Raw genomic sequence first — 17,865 nt, forward strand, 5'->3', positions numbered from 1 at the left:
GTCTACCGGAACGCCTTGCGCGTGGGCGGCACGAGCCGGCCGGCAGCCACCAGCAGCACCACGCAGGTGACAGAGGTGACCAGCACCAGCAGGTTGGCGGTGTTGTCGTCGCCGGCCTGCACGGCCTCGTAGATAGCAACGGACAAGGTCTGCGTGCGGCCGGGCAGGTTGCCCGCCACCATCAGCGTTGCGCCGAATTCTCCCAGCGCGCGGGCGAAGGCCAGCAGCACCCCGGCAATGATGCCGCGCGATGCCAGCGGCAAGGTCACGCGAAAGAAGATGCCGGCCTCCGGCGTGCCGAGCACGCGCGCGGCGTCTTCAAGCTGGGCGTCCACGCCTTCGAAGGCGGCGCGCGCCGACTTCAGCACCAGCGGGAACGCCACGATGGTGGAGGCCACCACCGCGCCTTGCCAGGTAAAGACCAGTTCGATGCCGAGCCGGCCGAGCCATTCGCCGAAGACGCCACGGCGCCCGACCAGTACCAGCAGGTAGTAGCCGAGCACGGTGGGCGGCAGCACCAGCGGCAGCGTCAGCAGGGCGTCCACCACGTCGCGCGCGGCCGATTGCCAGCGCGACAACGCAAAGGCCGCGCCCACGCCGAGCACGGCATTGAGCACGGTCGCCCAGCCTGCCACCTTCAGCGACAGCGAGAGCGGTACCCAGACAGCTTCCAGGGTGGTCATCGGGATTGACGCCTGCCGGCGAGGCCGGGCAGGCGGTGCAGTGAGTTCGGGTTGACGGCGGCGCGCGAAGGTTCAGGGCCCAAGGTTCAAGGCTTGAGGAATCCGTACCTGGCCAGCACCGCCTGGCCTTCCGGCGACAGCACATAGCTGAGGAACGCCGCGGCTTCCGCTGGCTGCTTCGAATTCGCAGTGACGGCGATCGGATAGGTCACCGGCTGGCGCGTCGCCACCCGCAGCGCCACCTTGACCTTCTCCGGCATGATGGCCGCATCGGTGGCGAACACGAAGCCGGCATCGACCTCGCCGCGCGCCACGTAGTCCAGGCTCTGGCGCACGTTTTGCGCCATCACGCCCTTGGCCGACACGGCATCCCACACGCCCGCGGCTTCCAGCGCGCCCTTGGTATAGCGGCCCACCGGCACCGATGCCGGGTTGCCGAAAGCCACCCGCTTGAATTCGGGGCGGCCCAGGTCCTGCAGCTTGCCGACTTCCAGCTTGCTGTCCGCCGGCAGGATCAGCGCGAGCTGGTTGGCGGCGAAATCGCGGCGCGAGGCGGGCTGCACCACGCGCTCGGTCACGGCCTTGTTCATCGCGTCCTGGTCGGCCGAGGCAAACACATCGGCCGGCGCGCCATTGACGATCTGCTGCATCAATACGTCGGAAGCGCCGAAATTGAGCACCACCTTGGTCTGCGGGTGGGCGCGTTCGTAGGATTCGGCGAGCGACTTGAAGGCATTGGTCAGGCTGGCCGCGGCGGACACCACCAGGTCGGCGCCAAAGGCGGCCGGCGCGGACAGCGCCAGCGTGGCGGACAGCAGCAGGCCGGCCGCCAGCGAGGCGGTGCGGCGGGCGCCGCGCGGGAGGCGGGACTGGGCAGGCAGCGGAGTGGCGGGCAGTTGCATGGGCATGGTGGTGGCGGCGGTTGGATAGCAGGCCAGGCAAGCAAATGCCGTCTGCCAAAAGCGCAATATATGACGGTATATAACGCGGCGTCAATGACACGTTCTGTCAGGACTGGGCATCGTGAATGGTTCGCCCCGGTCCGCGCCCGCCGTCACAGCGGCGTAACGCGCGCGTCACTCTGCTGCCATTTGCGCTCGGGACAATGTCCGGCTCCAGGCACAACAAGAAAGAAGGGAGCCACAAATGACCAGCAGTCCGACCGTCGCCACGCGAGCGCGTGCCGTCATCGCTTCGTCCCGGATCTCCGGCGTCTCCAGGCTTTCCGCCATTGCCGCCGCCGTGGCCGCCACCGCGCTGCTGGCCGCCTGCGGCTCCGACGACAGCCCCGCCGGCACGGGCACCACGCCGCAGGGCGGCAGCGTCACGGCCGGCACCAAGGCCACGCTGGCCCTGCTGGAAACCACCGACCTGCACACCAATGTGCGCAGCTACGACTACTTCAAGCTGGCCGAGGACAAATCCTTCGGCTTCGAGCGCGTGGCGACCCTGATCAAGCAAGCCCGCACCGAATTTCCCAACACGCTGCTGCTGGACAACGGCGACACCATCCAGGGCACGGCGCTGGCGGACTACCAGGCCCAGGTCAATCCGCTCAAGTGCGGCGACACGCTGGCCATGTACAAGGTGATGAACGCCGCGAAGTTCGACGGCGGCGGCATCGGCAACCACGAATTCAATTACGGGTTGGGCTACCTGAACCAGGTCACGGGCAACCGCTTCAACGTCGACGGCTTGCCGGACCCGACCGTGCAGACGCCGTGCGCCGGCCCGGCCTTCCCGCAGGTGCTGGCCAACGTGTACAGCGTGCGCACGCGCGCGCCGCTGTTCCAGCCTTACACCATCATCACCCGCCAGATCACCGCCACGGGCCCCGACGGCAAGGCCGTCACGGTGCCGGTCAAGGTCGGCATCATCGGCTTCGCGCCGCCGGCCATCATGAGCTGGGACAAGCGCTGGCTCGACGGCAAGGTCTACACCGAAGGTGTGAAGGAAACCGCCGAGAAGTTCGTGCCGGAGATGCGCGCCAGGGGCGCCGACCTGGTGGTGGTGATTTCCCACGGCGGGCTCGATGCCTCGGCCTACTCGCCCGCGATGGAGAACGGCAGCTGGCATCTTGCCAGTGTCGCCGGCGTAGACGCCATGCTGATCGGCCACTCGCACCAGGTCTTCCCGGACGCCACCAGCACGGTGGCGCAGTTCAACCTGCCGGGCGTGGACAAGGTGCGTGGCACCGTCAACGGCGTGCCCACCGTGATGGCCGACTACTGGGGCCGCCGCCTTGGCGTGATCAAGCTGCAGCTGGCGCATGATGGCACCCGCTGGGTGGTCGACAAGAGCGCCACCACGGTGGAGGCGCGCTCGATCCAGAATGCCGACAAGAGCTATGTGGCGCCCGATGCCACCGTGGCGGCGGCGGTCGAGGCCGAGCACCAGGCCACCATCGCCTACGTGAAGACGCCGATCGGCACCACCGACTACCGCATGAGCACGTACTTCGCCGACGTGGGCGATCCCGGCGCGATCCAGATCGTCAACCAGGCGCAGGCCGCCTACGTGAAGGACTACATTGCCGCCAACCTGCCGGCGCTGGCCTCGCTGCCGGTGCTGTCGGTGTCGGCGCCGTTCAAGAGCGGCTTCGGCGGCGGGAATGACTTCACGGACGTGCAGTCCGGCAACCTCGCCATCAACAATGCCGCGGATCTCTACCTCTACCCCAACACCATCTACGCGGTGAAGGTCAGCGGCACCGATGTCAAGGCCTGGCTGGAGACGGCTGCCAAGCGCTTCAACCAGATCGATCCGGCGAAGACGGCGGACCAGCCACTGATCAGCAGCTTCCCCGGCTACAACTTCGACATGTTCACCTCGCCCGACCTGCAATACGAGATCGACGTGACGCAGCCCGCAGGCAGCCGCATCAAGAACCTCGCCTACAAGGGCGTGCCGCTGGATGCCAGCCAGCAGTTCATCGTCGCCACCAACAACTACCGCGCCAGCGGCGGCGGCAACTTCCCCGGCCTGGACGGCAGCAAGACGGTCTATGGCTCGCCCGACGCCAGCCGCGACGTGCTGATCGCGTACATCAAGAAGGCTGGCGCGATCACGCGCGCCGCCAACGGCGCCGCGCGCAGCTGGCGCTTCACCAAGGTAGCCACGGCCGGCAAGGTGGTGTTCGCTTCCGCCGCCAACCAGCTTGCGCAGGCGCAGGCAGCCGGGCTGGCCAATATCGCGCTGGAGCAGGCGGGCTACGACACCAACAAGAACCTGTCGCTGTACAGCGTCGACCTCAACCAGTAAGGCAACGATGACCACGATAGCGAATGGAACGATCACGCCGGCGCGCACGGCGCCCCGGCGCCGCCTGGGCCGTGTGCATCCGGTTATCGCCGCCGCGCTGGTGGCGGTGACGGTGGCGGCAGGTTGCGTGGGCGGGGCGTCGGCGTGGCGCGAGCACGCCAGCGCGCGGCGCCTGGAACTGGCCCAGTGGCAGACGCTGGCCGGCCCGGCCGGCGACGCGCAGGCGCTGGCGGCGTTGCGCCGCGCCGCGGCGGGCAAGGAGGCGGCGGCGCAGACTGCGCTGGGAGAGGCACTGCTGGCGCGAGCGGATGCGGCGCTGCGGGGGGAAGGCGTCGACTGGTTGCGGCAAGCGGCAGCGGCCGGGGACCCGCACGCGCATTTCCTGCTGGGCAAGGCGGCCTTCCTAGGGGACGGCGGTGGTGCCGGTGGCACGCCTGATGCCGCGGCTGCGTGGCAGCATTTCGCGTTCGCCGCCGCCGCTGGCAATGCCGGGGCCGCGTATTACCTGGGCCTGCTGCACCGCGGCGGCTACGGCCGCACGCCCGATGCGGCCGCGGCTGCCCGCTGGTTCGCAGTGGCCGCCGATGCTGGCGTGGCGCAGGCCATGTTCATGTTAGCCAATGCCTATCGCGAAGGGGCGGGCGTACCGCGTGACGAGGGGCGCGCGGTGGCATGGTATGAAGCTGCCGCCGAGCGGGAACATCCTGAATCGATTCAGGCGCTGGCCATGGCTTATCGGTATGGGGAGCTGGGGTTGAAGCGGGATGAGGGGAGTTTTCTCGCTCACCTGGGGGAGACTGCGCATGCGCTGAAGCATCCAGCGTTGAAGCCGTGAGTGGTCGTGGGGTGGGTACGCGGAGGGCTGTCGCGGTTTGCCGGTGTCGCATTCCTGGCCACGAACGCACCACAACCCCACCCCGATCTCACGCCGGGGGCGACCCATCCTTAAACGCGCTCTTCAGCATCTGCCGCAATTCAGGTCCGTCCTCATGCTTGTGCACCTGCACCGCATGCTGGGCAGCGACTTCAAGCAGTTCTTCCTCGCTGTCCGCACTGATAGCCACCGTGCACTTCGACTCACTCGGAAACTCGCGGCAATCGATATATTTGCGTCCCATGCTTTGCCTCCTGACGCGTAAGTCAATCAGGTCAATCAGGTCAATCGGGCAGGGTGCTTCTGGCACCCCGTGCAGGCGCTTACCCCGTGCGGCGCCCTGGCGCGGCGTTGTCCTCGATAGGCGGGGAAGGGTGGCGCCGCCGGGGTGGCGGGCGCCTGATTCAGTATAGGGCGCGCGGCGCGCCACGGAATGTCCGCGGCGCGCCAGCCGGATCGGTCCGTCAGAGTACCGGCGTGATCACTTTGCCGGTGCCGAGAAAGGCATCGAGATTCTCGAACACCAGCCCGGACATGGCGGCGCGGGTCTCGTGCGTGCCACTGGCCATGTGCGGCGCCAGCACGACATTGTCCAGCGCGAACAGCGCCTGCGGGGCCCGCGGCTCGTCGCGGAACACATCCAGCCCGGCGCCGCCCAGGCGGCCATCGCGCAATGCCGCCACCAGGGCGTCTTCGTCCACCACGCTGCCGCGCGAGACATTGACGAGAATGCCCTTGGGCCCCAGCGCCTCGATGATGCCGGCCGATACCAGCCCTTCGGTTTCCGGCCCGCCCACGCAGGTCACGGCCAGGAAATCGGCCCAGCCGGCCAGTGCCTTCAGGTCCGGCTCGTGGCGCCACGGCGCGCCCGCGCGCGGGCGGCGGTTGTGGTACGCGATGTCCATGCCGAAGCCGGCGGCGCGCTGCGCCACTTTTTCGCCGATGCGGCCAAGGCCCAGTATGCCCAGCTTCTTGCCCGACACGCGCGTGGTCAGCGGGAAGTTCTCTTGGCCCCACTTGCCGGCGCGCACGTAGCGGTCGCCGTGGGCAATGCCACGCGCGGCGTCGAGCAGCAGGCCGAAGGCGAGGTCGGCCACGCAGTCGTTGAGCACGTCGGGCGTGTTGCTGACCTGGATGCCGCGCGCGCGGGCCGCGTCCAGCGCGATCGAGTCATGGCCCACGCCGAAGCTGACGATGGCTTCGAGCCCGGGCATCGCGGCGATGGCTTCGGCCGTCATGCCGTGGCGGGCGGACGTCACCGCCACGCGCGCCTGCTGCGCATGCTCGCGCAGCCATGCCAGCGGGTCGGCCTGTTCCCACAGCGGGACGGCCTGGTATTGCTCCCGCAGGCGGGAGTTGATCTGCGGCGCAAGGGGGCCGATCTGGACGAGCGAGACTTGGGACATGGGAGGCTAGGCGAAGGAAAGGGTGCGGGATCCGGGAAGAGTGCGCGGAGCAGGGCGCAAGGCCGGTCGGCCGGGGGCGGTGCCTGTCCCCGCTCGTTGCGGTGTTCGATGCTAGCGCAATCATAACGTTTCCGGCAAGGCACTGCAGCGCCGGGCGCGGAGCGAGCCGGCTTCAGGCGCTGTCGCGCTGGATCACTTCGAAGCCGAGGTCGATGATGCGTTCGCCCACCTCGCGCCCGTCGATGCGCGCGAGCAGGCATTCGGCAGCGGTGCGGCCGATGGCCGGGCCGTCGATGCGCACCGTGGACAGCGCCGGGTAGGTGTGCGCGGCAAAGTTCAGATCGCCGAAGCCCATCACGGCGAGTTGCCCCGGCACCTGCAGGCCGCGCGCGCGGGCTTCCGACAGCGCGCCCTGCGCCAGCGTGTCGGAACTGCAGAACACCACATCGGGCTGCGCGCCGCCGTCGAGCAGCCGCGCCAGTCCCTCGCGGCCCAGCCCCAGGCTGGACGGCGCTGGCACGATGCTGCTCGGCACCTCGGTGATGCCGTGGCGGGCCAGCGCATCGATAAAGCCAAGCCGGCGCGACTCGGCGCGCTGGTCGCTGGCGGACAGGATGGCGGGCCGCCGGTAGCCGCGCGCATAAAGGAATTCGGCTACGGTCTGCCCCACCTTCTCGTGCGAGAAACCCACCAGCATGTCGATCGGCGTGGGCGTGATGTCCCAGGTCTCCACTACCGGCACGCGCGCGGCCAGCAGGCGGCGGCGCGTATCGGCGGTATGGGCGATGCCGGTCAGCACGATGCCGTCGGGGCGGCGCGAGAGGATGGCGGCCAGCAGGTCCTGCTCGCGCGTGGCGGCGTACCCCGACAGGCCCAGCATCATCTGGTAGCCCGCTTGCGAGAAACGGTCGGTGAGCGCCTGGATGGTATCGGCGAAGATCGAGTTGGCGATGGTCGGCACGATGGCCGCGATCAGGCGGCTGCGCCGCGAGGCGAGGCCGCCGGCCAGCAGGTTGGGCACATAGCCGGTGCGCTGGATGGCTTCCTGCACGCGCGCCACCGTGCGCGCCGAGACCAGCCCGGGCTGGTTGACCACGCGCGACACGGTGATCGGCGAGACGCCGGCGATCTTGGCCACGTCGGCCAATGTGACGCTGCCGGTGGCGCGGCCGGCAGCGGGGGCGGGCGCGGTGCGCGGGGTGGTTGGCTTGCGAGGCGGGGCCATTGAGCTCGAAGAAGGATGCGGGAATTGCCGGTCGGCCGCGCGGTGCGGCGGCGTGGGCGCCATGATAGCGCCGTCGCCCCTCGGCGGGCACCGGTGCCCGCCTGCGCGACGGGTTAACCCCGAGCACGCATGCGTTGTGAGAGACAAATGACAGCGCTATCATTTGTCTTCCCCGGGGACTGCGGGCACCGCTGCCGCACGCTCACGCAAAACAAAAAAAGACAGACGCCGCAACGGCGCCACCGATCAGAGGAGACAGCCCATGCCCACCGCCACCCCCGCGCCGGATGCGCGGCCCCGCAAGCGCCCCGAGGAACTGCGCAGCCACCGCTGGTACGGCGCCCACGACCTGCGCGCCTTCGGCCACCGTTCGCGCACTGCGCAGATGGGCTACAACCGCGCCGACTATGCCGGCAAGCCGGTCATCGCCATCATCAATACGTGGAGCGACATCAACCCCTGCCACAGCCATTTCCGCCAGCGCGCCGAAGAGGTCAAGCGCGGCATCTGGCAGGCCGGCGGCTTCCCGGTGGAGATGCCGGCGATGAGCCTGTCCGAACCGTTCCAGAAGCCCACCACCATGCTCTACCGCAACCTGCTGGCGATGGAGACCGAGGAGTTGCTGCGCTCCTACCCGGCCGATGGCTGCGTGCTGCTGGGCGGCTGCGACAAGACCACGCCCGCCTTGCTGATGGGCGCGCTGGCGATGGACCTGCCCACGATCTTCGTGCCGGCGGGGCCGATGCTGCGCGGCAACTGGAACGGCGTCACGCTGGGCTCCGGCTCGGATACGTGGAAGTACTGGGCCGAGTTGCGTGCGGGCAATATCACCGAGCAGGACTGGCAGGGCATTGAAGACGGCATCGCGCGATCGCCCGGCCACTGCATGACCATGGGCACGGCGTCGACCATGACGGCGGTGGTGGAAGCCATCGGCATGAGCTTGTCCGGCGCCTCGTCGATTCCCGCGCCCGATTCGCGCCACGCGCAGATGGCGTCGCTGTCGGGCCGGCGCATCGTCGAGATGGTGTGGCAGGACCTGAAGCCCTCCGAGATCGTCACGCCCGCCGCCATCGACAACGGCGTGCGCACCGCGCTGGCGCTGTCGGGCTCCACCAACGCCATCGTCCACCTGATCGCGCTGGCGCGCCGCGCCGGCTATGCGCTCTCGCTCGACCGCTATGACGAACTGGCGCGCTGCACGCCGGTGCTGGCCAACGTGCGTCCCTCGGGCCAGTACCTGATGGAAGATTTCTACTATGCCGGCGGCCTGCGTGCGATGCTCGCGCAGATGGGCGATCTGCTCGATACCGGCACGCTTACCGTCGACGGTCGCACCCTTGGCGAGAACCTTGAAGGCGCCCGCGTCTTCAACGACGACGTGATTCGCCCGCGCACCAATCCGCTGGTGGCTGGCGACGGCCTTGCCGTGCTGCGCGGCAATCTTGCCCCGGACGGCGCGGTCATCAAGCCGCCCGCCGCGCGGCAGGACCTGCTGCGGCACACCGGCCGCGCGGTGGTGTTCCGCGACTACAACGACATGGCGGCGCGCATCGACGACCCGCGGCTCGACATCGACGCCAGCTGCGTGATCGTGCTGCAGAACGCCGGCCCGCAAGGCGCGCCCGGCATGCCGGAATGGGGCCAGTTGCCGATTCCGCAGAAGCTGCTCAGGGAAGGCGTGCGCGACATGGTGCGCATTTCCGACGCCCGCATGAGCGGCACCAGCTATGGCGCCTGCGTGCTGCACGTAACGCCGGAATCGTATGTGGGTGGCCCGCTCGCCTTCGTGCGCGACGGCGACCTGGTCGAGCTGGATGTCCCTGCCCGCAAACTCAACCTGCTGATCGGCGACGACGAGCTGGCCCGCCGCCGCGCCGCGTGGGTGGCGCCAGAGCCAAAGTTCGAGCGCGGCTACGGCAAGCTTTACCTGCGCCACGTCAGCCAGGCGGACAAGGGTTGCGATTTCGATTTCCTGGAGCCTGTCGATGCCGCGGAGGGCGGCGAGCCGGAGATCCATTGAAGCACCGCACCCGTCTCGTAGCCGGGTGCGGACCCATCATCACAAGAACGACCGAGGAGACAACGACCCCATGAAACGCCAAGCCCTTGCGCTGCTGGCCGCCGCTGCCGCCGTAGCCGCAGCCGTACTCCCGCTGAACGCCTCCGCCCAGGCCAACTGGCCCAGCAAGCCGATCACCTACGTGGTGCCATTCCCGCCCGGCGGTACCACCGACACGCTGGCACGCCTGATCGGCCAGCGTCTCGGGCAGGCGCTTGGCACTACCGTGGTGGTGGAGAACCGCCCCGGCGCCGGCGGCAACATCGGCTCTGATTTCGCGGCCAAGGCGGCGCCCGATGGCTACACCATCCTCGGCGGCACCATCAGCTCGCACGCGATCAATGCCAGCCTGTATCCGAAGATGCCGTACGACGTGGTCAAGTCCTTCGCGCCCATCACCCTGATCGGCACCAATGCCAATGTGCTGGTGGTCAGTGCCGGCAGCCCGTTCAAGACGGTGAAGGACATCGTGGCGGAAGCCAAGGCCAGGCCGGATACGCTGGCGTTTGCCTCGGCCGGGAACGGGACTTCGCAGCATCTTGCAGGGGAATTGTTCAAGAGCCTGGCGGGCATCAAGCTGACCCACATTCCGTACAAGGGGAGCGGCCCGGCGATTCAGGATGTGATGGCGGGGCAGGTGCCGATGATGTTCGATACCACGGTGGTGGCTGCGCAGCATATCGATTCGGGCAAGCTGCGGGCGCTGGCCGTGACTTCGGCGAAGCGTATCAAGAGCATGCCGAATGTGCCGACGATGGCGGAAGCTGGGGTTGCCGGATATGAGCTGGAATCGTGGCAGGCGATCTTTGCGCCGGCCAATACGCCGAAGCCGATCGTGGATCGGTTGTATCGGGAGATCTCGGCGATTATCAAGACGCCGGATATGCAGGCTCGGCTGGAGAAGCTGGGGATGGAGCCTTCGGGGATGGCGCCGGAGCTGTTTGCGGGGTTTCAGCGTAGTGAGATTGGGAAGTGGGCGAGGGTGGTGAAGGCGGCGGATATCAGGATTGATTGAGGTGGGGGGCTTTGGTTGGGAGGGGTTGGTCGGTGTTTTTTTGAGCGGCGATGGTTGTTGCACCCAAGTGCATACGACATCCCCCTGCGGGGGATGCCGGTCACTTTTTGCGGTGTTGGCATCTTGGACCCAAGTGCGTACGACATCCCCCTGCGGGGGACGCCGTATTCCTTTGGGTGCAACATGCCACCACCGCTCAAAAAAAAACAGCGACCACCCCAGCAGGCCGATGTCAGTTCCACACGGCTACGGCGAATCGTTGCCCAAGCTGTTCACGTTGATCCCGAATCTTCAACTTAACCTCAAACCTTAACCTCGAACGGATAAGCTATGCGCCGCCAGCCACCAATCTCCGCCTGAAAATGAAAACCATTTACCTCGCCGGTTTCGACGTGTTTCGCAAGAACGCCATCGCCTATGGCGAGACGCTGAAGGCGCTTTGCACGCGGCACGGCTTCCACGGTTTGTATCCCCTCGACAAATCGGCTCCGGCCGGCTTGTCCGGCCCCGACACTGCCCGCTGGATCTACGAAGCCAACATCAACCTGATCCGCCGCGCCGACATGGTGATGGCTAACCTCGACGATTTCCGCGGGCCGGGTGAGCCGGATTCCGGCACGGCGTTTGAAGTGGGATTTGCTATCGCGCTGCAAAAGCCGGTCTGGGGCTACAGCAGCGATCCCGGTACCTTGCTCGACCGTGCCGCCGTGGCGTCAGGCGACAAGGGCGAGCGGCTCGATGCGCGCGGTTTCGTGGTGGAGGATTTCGGCCTGGGCAAGAACCTGATGCTGGCCTGTTCGGTGAAGCTGGTGGCAGGCGATGCCGAGGCTTGCCTGGCGGTAATGGCGGAAGCGGAGCGGCGGCGCAGTTGCCGGGGGAACGGCGCGCCGGCCGAGGACTGAGGGCGGTGAGGGCGGGACTGGCGTCCCGCCGCATCGCCTTGCGGCCGTTCAGCGGCGCAGCGATTCCACGCCGGCGGCGATGTCCCCCGCCGTGTTTGCCACGATCTGGCGATAAGCCGCCACGACGCCGTCGACCGCGCCCGGCGCCGGCAACTCGGCCTGCGTGCGGCCGGCGTTGACCTTGCCGTCAGGCAGGCGGCGCACGGTCCAGTTGATGACGGCGCCGGCGCGCTGGCCGACTTCGGCGTCCAGACGGACCACTTCGGTGGTGATGCGGTACACCGGTTCCACTTCCGACAGGCCTTGCTGGTAGGTATCGACCGCGCCCAGCCTGGCTTGCAGTTGCTGCGACAGTGCGTCGCGCAGCTCGTCGGGCAGGGGCGCGGACCAGCGCGACAGGTCCAGCAGCTTCAGTTCGCCGCCGTCCTTGCCGTCGCGCACGACCAGTTGCGGGCGGTTCAGGCGCTCGGGCACGCGCACCGGCGCAACCTCGATCCACACCGGTTGCGCCTGGGCCGCACGCGCCGGCGTGGCGGCCTGTCCGGCAGCGGGCACGGTGGCGTCGGGCCCCTGGGCCAGCGTGTAGTAGCGCGGATCGGGCGAGGCGCAGCCGGCCAGCAGCGCGGCGGCCAGGGCGAGCGGCGGCAACAGGGGCAGCATCAGGTTCGAGCGGGTCATGATTATTTCTCCGGCTTCCCGCGCACCAGCGCTTCGGGATGGCGTTCAAGGTATTCGGTCAGTGTGCGCAGCGACACCGCGGTGCGTGTCAGTTCCTGCATCATGCGGCGCGTGTCTTGCTGCAGCGGCGCATCGGAGGCGAGCGTGCCGTTGGCGGCGCCCAGCGTCTTGCGCGCGTCCTGCAGCGCGGCCAGCACCTGCGGCGCCACGTCGCCATTGAGCTGCGTCACCAGCTTGTCGGCGCTGGTCATCATGGTGTTGAGCGTCGCCATCGACGTGCGCAGGTCCTGGCCGATCTGTTCGAACGGCACCTTGTCGATCTTGTTGACGATGTCGCCAAGCTTGGCCTGCAATTCGTCGAAGGCACCTGGCGTGGTGGCCAGTTCAGGCAGCGCGCCATCCAGGTTGACGCTGGCCGGCGGCGCCTTGGGGAAGAAGTCGAGCGCCACGTAGAGCTGGCCCGTCAGCAGGTTGCCGGTGCGCAGCTGCGCGCGCATGCCGCGCTTGATCAGGGTCTGGACGATGTTGCGGGCCCGGTTGATGTCCTCTATGTCCTGCGGGCGGAAGCCCATGCGCGAGGGATACAGCTCCACCACGACCGGCAGGCGGAATGCTTTCTTCGCACTCTGGTATTCGATGCCGATCGAGCGCACTTGGCCCACCACCACCCCGCGGAAGTCCACCGGCGCGCCGGGCGACAAGCCGCGCACCGACTGATCGAAGTTGAGCACGGCGAGCGAGGGCACGAGTTCCTCGGGCTCCTTCATGGCCTCGGTCTGGTCGCTGGCCAGCAGGAACTGGGTGTTCTCGTTGGCGGCGTCGGCCGCCTTGGAATCGTCCGGCGCCTGGAAGGCAACCCCCCCCAGCATCACCGTGACCATCGATTGCGTATTGATCTTGAGGCCGCCGGCATCGAGCTTGATGTCCACGCCGCTGGCATGCCAGAAGCGGGAGTCGGCGGTGACCAGCTTGTCGTAAGGCTTGTTGATGAACACGCGCAGCGAGAGATCGCGCCCGTTGGGTTCAAGCTGGTAGGCCACCACCCGGCCCACCTGCACGCGGCGGTAGTAGACCGGCGAGCCGATATCGAGCGAGCCGAGATCGGCTGCGCGCAGCACGAACTGCTTGCCGGAGGCATCGGTAGTGACCGCGGGCGGTACTTCCAGGCCCGTGAACACGCGCACACGCTCTTCCGACTTGCCGGCGTCAACGCCGATGTAGGCGCCGGACAGCAGGGTTTCCAGCCCGGAGATGCCGCTGGTGGCAAAGCGCGGGCGTACCACCCAGAAGCGCGTGTCCTTGGTGGAGAAGCTCTCCGCATCCTGGGTCAGGTCGATCTTGGCGATCACGTGCGAGCGGTCCGACGCCAGCCGGACCGACTTCACCAGGCCGATGTCCACGTCCTTGTAGCGCACGGGCGTCTTGCCCGGGACCAGGCCCTCGGCGGTGCGGAATGTGACCGTGATTTCGGGGCCGCGCTCGGAGAGCGTGCGGATCAGCAGCGACAGGCCAACCACCGCCGCCACGATCGGAATCAGCCATACCAGCGAGGGCAGCCAGCGCGCGCGGCGCCGCCGCTCGGGCGCGGGCGGTGGGGAGGAGGAGGAGGACTGATCAAGGTCGGGCATCTTTTGTATCCAGCGAATCCCACAGCAGGCGGGGGTCGAAACTTAGCGAGGCCATCATGGTGAGCACCACCACGGAGCCGAAGGCGACGGCGCCGGCTCCGGGGATGATGGTGGCGAGCGCCCCGGCCCGCACCAGAGAAGCCAGCAGCGCCACCACGAAAATATCGAGCATCGACCAGCGGCCGATCACTTCCACCAGTCCGTACAGCCTGGTCTGCTGGCGGATCCGCCAGGTCGAGCGGAAGTGCACCGAGAGCAGCAGCATGGTGAGGATCATCATCTTCAGCAGCGGCACCACGATGCTGGCGATCAGGACCACGATGGCCAGCAGGTTGGAGCCGGACAGCCAGAGGTAGATCACGCCGGACAGGATGGTGTCCCGCTGCGTGCCGAGGATGGACTGCGTCACCATCACCGGCAGCAGGTTGGCGGGGATATACAGGATGTAGGCTGCCAGCAGGAATGCCCAGGTACGGGTCAGGCTTTGCGGCTTGCGATGATGCAGGGTGGCGCCGCAGCGCGGGCAGGGCTCGCCCTCCAGCGTGCGCGGGCTGAGCGCATCGCAGGCGTGGCACGACAGCAGGCCCATCGAGGTGGCCGTGGGCACCTGCGCCAGCGGCTTGCTTTCGTCGTCGTCGGTCAGTTCCGCCACCACGTTGGCCGCGAGCCGGCGCGAGCGGGCCAGGCGGGAGTCCCTGAGGCCGGCGCTCTTGTCATTCGGCGGGACGCTCATCTGGGCGGCTCCTCGTCCAGGTACTGCCAGAGGTCGCGCGGGTCGAACGACAGCATCGCGGCCAGTACGACGACCAGCGCGGCGAACGACCACAGCGCGACGCCAGGCAGCACCTGGGCCATGGTCGATAGCTTCACCAGCGTCACCAGCACGCCGATCATGAAGACTTCGATCATGCCCCACGGCCGGGTTTGCCGGATACCGCGCACGATGCGCTCGAAGCCGGGCGGCATGCGGCGCCACGCCATCGGCACCAACAGGTAAAGCATCATCACCATCTCGGACAGGGGAAACAGGATGGTGGTGGCGAACACCAGGATCGCCACCAACGTCATATGATCCGCGTAGAGCGCCTGCACCGCGCCCCAAAGCGTGGTTTGGGTGCGCACGCCCTTGAGATCCATCTCGACGATGGGATAGGCGTTGGACACCAGGAACAGGATCAGCGCGGTGATCACCAGCGGCAGCAGCCGGGTATAGGCGCGCGAGTTTTCGCGGTAGAGCTGGCCGCCGCAGCGCAGGCACAGCGCACGCTCGCCCGGATCGAGCTCTGCACGCTGGTAGACCGCATCGCAATATTCGCAGGCCACCAGCCGGCTGAGGTCGGCCGGCGGGGCGGGCTCTGCGTGGTGCGGGTCGGAACGGCAGGCGTCGCTCATGCCTTGCCGGAACCCGCCACGTCTTCGGCGGTAGTGAGGGGCTTGCCCTGGGCCAGCGCGGGCGGCGGGTTGAGCAGGTGCTCCGAGCCGATGGTCCAGTCGCGCAGCAGCGCGTAGGCCACCGCCAGCAGGGTCGGGCCGATAAATACACCGAGGAAGCCAAACGCCAGCGCACCGCCGAACACGCCCAGCATCACCCAGATCAATGGCATGTCGGTGCCCTTGCTGATCAGCAGGGGCTTGATGACGTTGTCGGCCATGCTGACCACGCCCACGCCCCATACCACCATGAAGATGGCCCAACCCAGCGAGCCGGTGTGATACAGCCACAGTGCGGCGGGAATCCACACCAGCGGCGGCCCCACCGGGATCACGGACAGGAAGAAGGTGACGAAGCCGAGGATGGCGGCGCCGGGCACGCCGGCGATCCAGAAGCCGATGCCGGCCAGCACGGCCTGCACGAAGGCCGTGCCAAGCACGCCGTAGACCACGCCCTTGACCGTGTTGCCGGCCAGCGCCAGCAGGTAGTCGGCGCGCTCTCCCGCAATGCGGCGCATGCCGGCGCGCAGCCAGGCCACCGCGAATTCGCCGCCGGTATAGAAGAAGAACGCCAGCACGATGGACAGCGCCAGCTGGCCCAGCCCGGCGCCGATCGACAGGCCCGCGCCCAGCACCACATGGCCCACGGGCGCGATCAGCTTGCGCAGGTTGGCCAGCATTTCCGAGTCGGCGTGGATCAGCTTGTCCCAGGAGCTCTGCAGGTAGCTGCCCACATAAGGCAGGCCGGTGATCCATTCCGGCAACGGCGGCAGGCCATGATCCATGATGCGGTCGGCCAGGCCGGACAGCTCGTCGATATGCGCGGAGATGCTGGTGCCGGCATAGACAAAGGGGCCCAGCACGATCACCGCGGCCAGCAGCACGCAGATCACGGCGGCCAGGCTGCGCCGGTTGCCCAGCCAGCGCGTCAGCACGGTATAGGGGTACCACGAGCTGAAGGCCAGGATGGAGCTCCACAGCAGCGCGGTGGTGAAGGGCGCGAGCACCAGCAGCGAGCCACCGATCAGGACGATCAGCGCGAAAATCGCAGCGAGTTTCTCAATCAGTTTGCCGGAATTCATCGGGTGCATCTCCTGGACTGCCGGTGTGACTTGAACGCCGACAATATATAGGAAAACGCACGGGGTGCCGGAGGCGGGCAGCCGGGCAGGGCGGGAAAATGTTGCGTTGCGGCACGCAAGCGGCCGCCACCGTGGCCGCGGGACCTCGCCGAACGCCTCACGATGCCATGCCACGGAGACATCTTCCAGCGATGCCAGAAAGCGGTCCGGCGCCGGCAGGCCGTGGCCGCGGCAGTGCGCTCAACGCCCACGTCCGCGCCGACCAGGCTCAGCAACCGTTCCATTCCACCGCCGGGTTACGGGTCTGGAACAGCCGCATGGTGCGGGGGGCAGGGGGGCCGAACATCACGGAATCGATGATGCCGAAGCGCAGATAGTCCTCCAGCCCGTCGGCCACGATGCCGCCTGCCAGCTTATCCTGCTACCTGCTCCGGTCCACGCTCCAGCAACGCAGCGATCAGGTCCGATTGCGTGACGATGCCCAACAGCCGCTGCTGCGCATCCACCACCGGCATCTGATGCAGCCCGCCATCCGAAAACGCTCGCGCCAGCTCCACCATGGGCTGCTCGGGCCGGGCCGTAGCCATGCCGGTGTGCATCAGGTCGTCGGCGGTGCCGGCGCGCAACTGGCCCGCCGCCCCGGCGCGCGCGGCCAGCAGATCCGCCAGGCCGAGCATCCCGAGCAAGCGTCGCTGCCCATCCACCACCGGCAATGCCTGGATGCCGTGCCTGAGCAGCAAGGCCCGCGCTTCGCTCCCACTCTGTCCCGGCAGCACGGTCACCATGTCGCGCGACATGATATCCGCGCAACGCACGTCGCCAAACCGCCGCCGATACGCCCGTAATTGCGCGGCCACCAGGATTTCTTCCAGATCGTCTTCCTCGATGTCGAGAAATTCGCCGCGTGCCTTCAGTACTTCGTCAAGGTCGCTCCGGTTGAAACCCACGCGCTCGCTCGGCAGCGGATCGGCGGTGCGGTGCGGGTTGGCGTGCTCGGCCGGCCGGTGCGGATAGCGCCGCCGCAGCAGGTTGTTGAACAGCAGTGCCACCAGCAGCAACAGCATCGAGTTGACCGCCACCGGCACCACCACGAAGCCAAAGCCAAGCTGCGTCACCGCGGGGCCGCCGAACACCGCGGTGATCGCCACCGCGCCGCTGGGCGGGTGCACGCAATGCAGCTGGAACATGACGACGATGGCCAGTGCTACCGCCACCGCGGCGGCCAGTCCCTGTCCGGGAATCCAGCGGGCGCAGGCTACGCCGATCAGCGCCGCCACCAGGTTGCCGCCGATGATGGACCACGGCTGCGCCAGCGGGCTCGCCGGCACCGCGAACAGGAGCACGGCGGAGGCGCCCATCGGTGCGACGAACCAGGGGTTGAAGCCGCCAAGCAGGTGATGGCTGATCCACTCCGTCACCAGCAGGCCAAGCAGGGCGCCAAGACAGCTTTTGACGCGCTCGCGCTTGCCGGCGGCGATCGGCGTGGGAACAAACGCGCGCAGCCACGCGCGTGTGCGCTCCGGCGGGAACTCGGCTAGGGAAGGGGCCTGGGATGGGGGCATCGGTTCTGGGCCTGGTGTTGGTGGGGGCGGAAAGCGGAAAAGGGCAAAAGAGGAAA

Annotated in this window: 17 protein-coding genes; 5 read left to right on the forward strand and 12 right to left on the reverse strand. The window is 67.9% G+C overall.

Annotated elements, in window-relative coordinates; all coding sequences use genetic code 11:
- Positions 1-2: 2 nt before the first annotated feature.
- Both modB and modA read right to left on the reverse strand, forming a co-directional pair.
- Positions 3-674, reverse strand: a complete 672-nt coding sequence (gene modB, locus ACZY0R_RS19510) for a molybdate ABC transporter permease subunit (RefSeq protein WP_441626577.1) — start codon at positions 672-674, stop codon at positions 3-5.
- Positions 675-769: 95 nt separating this feature from the next.
- Complete coding sequence (gene modA, locus ACZY0R_RS19515) at positions 770-1,585, reverse strand: molybdate ABC transporter substrate-binding protein (RefSeq protein ID WP_488866057.1); 816 nt, start codon at positions 1,583-1,585, stop codon at positions 770-772.
- A 244-nt stretch (positions 1,586-1,829) separates the two neighbouring features.
- Here modA and ACZY0R_RS19520 point away from each other — a divergent pair, with 244 nt between their 5' ends.
- Together ACZY0R_RS19520 and ACZY0R_RS19525 are read left to right on the forward strand one after the other, a co-directional pair.
- The gene (locus ACZY0R_RS19520; RefSeq protein ID WP_488860480.1) at positions 1,830-3,944 is read left to right on the forward strand and encodes a bifunctional 2',3'-cyclic-nucleotide 2'-phosphodiesterase/3'-nucleotidase; all 2,115 of its coding nucleotides are present in this window, start codon (positions 1,830-1,832) and stop codon (positions 3,942-3,944) included.
- A gap of 7 nt (positions 3,945-3,951) precedes the next feature.
- Complete coding sequence (locus ACZY0R_RS19525) at positions 3,952-4,779, forward strand: tetratricopeptide repeat protein (protein ID WP_488860482.1); 828 nt, start codon at positions 3,952-3,954, stop codon at positions 4,777-4,779.
- 88 nt (positions 4,780-4,867) lie between these two features.
- Here the strand turns inward: ACZY0R_RS19525 and ACZY0R_RS19530 are convergent, their stop codons facing one another.
- From ACZY0R_RS19530 to ACZY0R_RS19540, 3 genes are all read right to left on the reverse strand, one after another.
- The gene (locus tag ACZY0R_RS19530; protein WP_035864656.1) at positions 4,868-5,062 is read right to left on the reverse strand and encodes a DUF1059 domain-containing protein; all 195 of its coding nucleotides are present in this window, start codon (positions 5,060-5,062) and stop codon (positions 4,868-4,870) included.
- 220 nt (positions 5,063-5,282) lie between these two features.
- The gene (locus ACZY0R_RS19535; RefSeq protein ID WP_488860484.1) at positions 5,283-6,224 is read right to left on the reverse strand and encodes a 2-hydroxyacid dehydrogenase; all 942 of its coding nucleotides are present in this window, start codon (positions 6,222-6,224) and stop codon (positions 5,283-5,285) included.
- A 172-nt stretch (positions 6,225-6,396) separates the two neighbouring features.
- Complete coding sequence (locus ACZY0R_RS19540; RefSeq protein ID WP_488860486.1) at positions 6,397-7,449, reverse strand: LacI family DNA-binding transcriptional regulator; 1,053 nt, start codon at positions 7,447-7,449, stop codon at positions 6,397-6,399.
- 262 nt (positions 7,450-7,711) lie between these two features.
- On the opposite strand from ACZY0R_RS19540, the gene araD reads away from it, so the two are divergent.
- From araD to ACZY0R_RS19555, 3 genes are all read left to right on the forward strand, one after another.
- Positions 7,712-9,472 (forward strand): L-arabinonate dehydratase, encoded by a 1,761-nt coding sequence (araD, locus tag ACZY0R_RS19545; protein ID WP_488860488.1) that lies wholly within the window; start codon positions 7,712-7,714, stop codon positions 9,470-9,472.
- Positions 9,473-9,542: 70 nt separating this feature from the next.
- Positions 9,543-10,526, forward strand: coding sequence for a tripartite tricarboxylate transporter substrate binding protein (locus ACZY0R_RS19550; RefSeq protein WP_488860490.1), 984 nt, complete (start codon positions 9,543-9,545; stop codon positions 10,524-10,526).
- A gap of 362 nt (positions 10,527-10,888) precedes the next feature.
- A complete protein-coding gene (locus ACZY0R_RS19555; RefSeq protein WP_488860492.1) occupies positions 10,889-11,428 on the forward strand; it encodes a nucleoside 2-deoxyribosyltransferase in 540 nt (179 codons plus the stop codon).
- 48 nt (positions 11,429-11,476) lie between these two features.
- Here ACZY0R_RS19555 and ACZY0R_RS19560 read toward each other — a convergent pair whose 3' ends face one another.
- From ACZY0R_RS19560 to ACZY0R_RS19590, 7 genes are all read right to left on the reverse strand, one after another.
- Entirely contained in the window at positions 11,477-12,106 is a 630-nt protein-coding gene (locus ACZY0R_RS19560; protein ID WP_488860494.1) for a PqiC family protein, read from the reverse strand.
- A gap of 2 nt (positions 12,107-12,108) precedes the next feature.
- A complete protein-coding gene (locus tag ACZY0R_RS19565; protein WP_488860496.1) occupies positions 12,109-13,734 on the reverse strand; it encodes a PqiB family protein in 1,626 nt (541 codons plus the stop codon).
- Positions 13,721-14,467 carry a paraquat-inducible protein A gene (locus ACZY0R_RS19570; RefSeq protein ID WP_428180003.1) on the reverse strand — a complete coding sequence of 249 codons (747 nt, stop codon included), beginning with the start codon at positions 14,465-14,467 and terminating at the stop codon, positions 13,721-13,723. Before ACZY0R_RS19570 ends, ACZY0R_RS19565 begins: the two co-directional genes overlap by 14 nt.
- The gene (locus ACZY0R_RS19575) at positions 14,464-15,126 is read right to left on the reverse strand and encodes a paraquat-inducible protein A (RefSeq protein WP_488860498.1); all 663 of its coding nucleotides are present in this window, start codon (positions 15,124-15,126) and stop codon (positions 14,464-14,466) included. Before ACZY0R_RS19575 ends, ACZY0R_RS19570 begins: the two co-directional genes overlap by 4 nt.
- Positions 15,123-16,247 carry an AI-2E family transporter gene (locus ACZY0R_RS19580; protein WP_488860500.1) on the reverse strand — a complete coding sequence of 375 codons (1,125 nt, stop codon included), beginning with the start codon at positions 16,245-16,247 and terminating at the stop codon, positions 15,123-15,125. The genes ACZY0R_RS19575 and ACZY0R_RS19580 overlap by 4 nt, the downstream gene beginning before the upstream one ends.
- Positions 16,248-16,515: 268 nt before the next feature.
- Positions 16,516-16,644, reverse strand: coding sequence for a hypothetical protein (locus ACZY0R_RS19585; RefSeq protein WP_488860502.1), 129 nt, complete (start codon positions 16,642-16,644; stop codon positions 16,516-16,518).
- Positions 16,645-16,660: 16 nt separating this feature from the next.
- Positions 16,661-17,809, reverse strand: coding sequence for an HPP family protein (locus tag ACZY0R_RS19590; protein WP_488860504.1), 1,149 nt, complete (start codon positions 17,807-17,809; stop codon positions 16,661-16,663).
- Positions 17,810-17,865 lie beyond the last annotated feature (56 nt).

This window comes from Cupriavidus sp. F041, assembly GCF_057814235.1.

What these genes read in the sequence shown, in the direction of transcription:
- ACZY0R_RS19560 (WP_488860494.1), bottom strand. Translation starts at nt 12,106, where the DNA reads ATGACCCGCTCGAACCTGATGCTGCCCCTGTTGCCGCCGCTCGCCCTG.
- ACZY0R_RS19550 (WP_488860490.1), top strand. Translation starts at nt 9,543, where the DNA reads ATGAAACGCCAAGCCCTTGCGCTGCTGGCCGCCGCTGCCGCCGTAGCC.
- araD (WP_488860488.1), top strand. Translation starts at nt 7,712, where the DNA reads ATGCCCACCGCCACCCCCGCGCCGGATGCGCGGCCCCGCAAGCGCCCC.
- modA (WP_488866057.1), bottom strand. Translation starts at nt 1,585, where the DNA reads ATGCAACTGCCCGCCACTCCGCTGCCTGCCCAGTCCCGCCTCCCGCGC.
- ACZY0R_RS19525 (WP_488860482.1), top strand. Translation starts at nt 3,952, where the DNA reads ATGACCACGATAGCGAATGGAACGATCACGCCGGCGCGCACGGCGCCC.
- ACZY0R_RS19565 (WP_488860496.1), bottom strand. Translation starts at nt 13,734, where the DNA reads ATGCCCGACCTTGATCAGTCCTCCTCCTCCTCCCCACCGCCCGCGCCC.
- ACZY0R_RS19570 (WP_428180003.1), bottom strand. Translation starts at nt 14,467, where the DNA reads ATGAGCGTCCCGCCGAATGACAAGAGCGCCGGCCTCAGGGACTCCCGC.
- ACZY0R_RS19540 (WP_488860486.1), bottom strand. Translation starts at nt 7,449, where the DNA reads ATGGCCCCGCCTCGCAAGCCAACCACCCCGCGCACCGCGCCCGCCCCC.
- ACZY0R_RS19575 (WP_488860498.1), bottom strand. Translation starts at nt 15,126, where the DNA reads ATGAGCGACGCCTGCCGTTCCGACCCGCACCACGCAGAGCCCGCCCCG.
- ACZY0R_RS19520 (WP_488860480.1), top strand. Translation starts at nt 1,830, where the DNA reads ATGACCAGCAGTCCGACCGTCGCCACGCGAGCGCGTGCCGTCATCGCT.
- ACZY0R_RS19590 (WP_488860504.1), bottom strand. Translation starts at nt 17,809, where the DNA reads ATGCCCCCATCCCAGGCCCCTTCCCTAGCCGAGTTCCCGCCGGAGCGC.
- ACZY0R_RS19530 (WP_035864656.1), bottom strand. Translation starts at nt 5,062, where the DNA reads ATGGGACGCAAATATATCGATTGCCGCGAGTTTCCGAGTGAGTCGAAG.
- ACZY0R_RS19555 (WP_488860492.1), top strand. Translation starts at nt 10,889, where the DNA reads ATGAAAACCATTTACCTCGCCGGTTTCGACGTGTTTCGCAAGAACGCC.
- ACZY0R_RS19535 (WP_488860484.1), bottom strand. Translation starts at nt 6,224, where the DNA reads ATGTCCCAAGTCTCGCTCGTCCAGATCGGCCCCCTTGCGCCGCAGATC.
- ACZY0R_RS19580 (WP_488860500.1), bottom strand. Translation starts at nt 16,247, where the DNA reads ATGAATTCCGGCAAACTGATTGAGAAACTCGCTGCGATTTTCGCGCTG.